Here is a 1,508-nt window from a genome sequence, read left to right as displayed (position 1 = left end):
ATATCCAAGTTACCCAGCTTTAACAGCCCAGCACCTTGTGCTGACGGAAAGTATTATCGATGCAGCGACCTTACAGCAGTACGCTAATTTACCCCAAAGTACCAGCGTACTTGCTTGCTATGGTACTAACGGATTTACCCAAGAACATGCGGAGGCCGCAAGCCAATTACCCGAAATTCGGGAAATAATTATCTTCTTCGACGGAGATACAGCAGGGAGAAAAGCAGCTAAAAAATTAGCCGATCAACTAAAACAGCAGCTCCCAAAAGTAATTATTCGTGTCATTGACACCCCTGAAGGTGAGGATATCAATAGCTTGTGGACAAATAACGAAGATGCTTCAATCTTCGAAACCCTACTAAAAGAAGCCCGTCCAACTATTGAAAGTATCAACATCCCCGAACTTAATATTATAGCCTCCAAAGTGGTTACGCCAATACAAAAGTCAATTACTAAAACTTCAAATGAAGAAAAAGAGTCTTTCCCCCAGTTGGGGGAAACGGAAAAGGGGGCATCACAACTCCTATTAAAAGTAAAAGGACAAGTAAAAAACACTGGAGACACCTTAAAAGTAACCTTGCAAACCACTGCCCCACTCACCAAAGAAATGCTGATCCAAAAACTAGATTTATACGATTATACCAACTTAGAAAAACACGCCAAAGTAGCATCAAAAACCCTAGATATTGATACAGGCGAGATTTTAAAAGAGTGGCAAATCTTTGCGTTAAGTTTAGAAAAACAAACCGCTAGTAAAAAAGAAGAAAAACAATACATCTTAGATCAAGCTACTAAAAATAGGTGTTTAGAGTTTTTAAGGTCTGATAATCTGCTGCAAAGAATCAACGAAGCTATCGGGCAAACAGGGATAGTTGGAGAATCTGATAATCGGCTTTTGATATTTTTAATAGCTACCAGTTATTACAGTGATAGTCCGTTACATGGTCTGATACAAGGATCTTCGGGAAGCGGAAAAACCAAGCTATTACAAAGCATTTACAAGCTACTACCCAAAGAAACCTTTAAAAGTTTTACCAGAGTCACCGAAAGCAGTTTTTACAATTATGCTGAATATGCGCTGTGTCATAAACTCTTATGTTTTGAAGATTTAGACGGCTTAGAAGAAAAGGCCTTATTGGCCTTACGAGAATTACAAAGCAGCGGAAAACTAGATAGCTCTACTGCGCAAAAGTTAGAAAGCGGACGCATTACCAGTGGAGAAAATAGCGTAAAAGGTCCAATAGCTTCACTAGCCTGCACCACTAAAGCCGATGTATACGAGGATAATATTAGCCGATGTTTTGTTATTGCTGTTGATGAATCTGCAAGGCAGACAGCTGATATTATAAATTACCAAAACCAAGTAGCTGCAGGATTAATTGATCTCAACCAAATCCAAAAAACCAGAGTATTTATACAGAATTGTACTCGTGTATTACTGCCGTTACAAGTCGTAAATCCTTTTGCCACTAAAATCCAATTACCGCAAAATATCCATAAACTAAGGA

The 1,508-nt window shown here is 38.8% G+C and carries 1 protein-coding gene; it reads left to right on the top strand.

The genetic code is table 11. The features are described from left to right. Positions 1-1,508, top strand: a 1,508-nt coding sequence (locus tag GMC_RS20340) for a toprim domain-containing protein (protein WP_010520216.1), incomplete at both ends; no start/stop codon positions are given.

Origin of the sequence: Aquimarina agarivorans (genome assembly GCF_000218485.1) — a bacterium.
In the GTDB taxonomy this organism is placed as follows: domain Bacteria; phylum Bacteroidota; class Bacteroidia; order Flavobacteriales; family Flavobacteriaceae; genus Aquimarina; species Aquimarina agarivorans.
The sequence above is the reverse complement of the archived record's forward strand: the minus strand, read 5'-3'. Positions and strand labels throughout refer to the sequence as shown.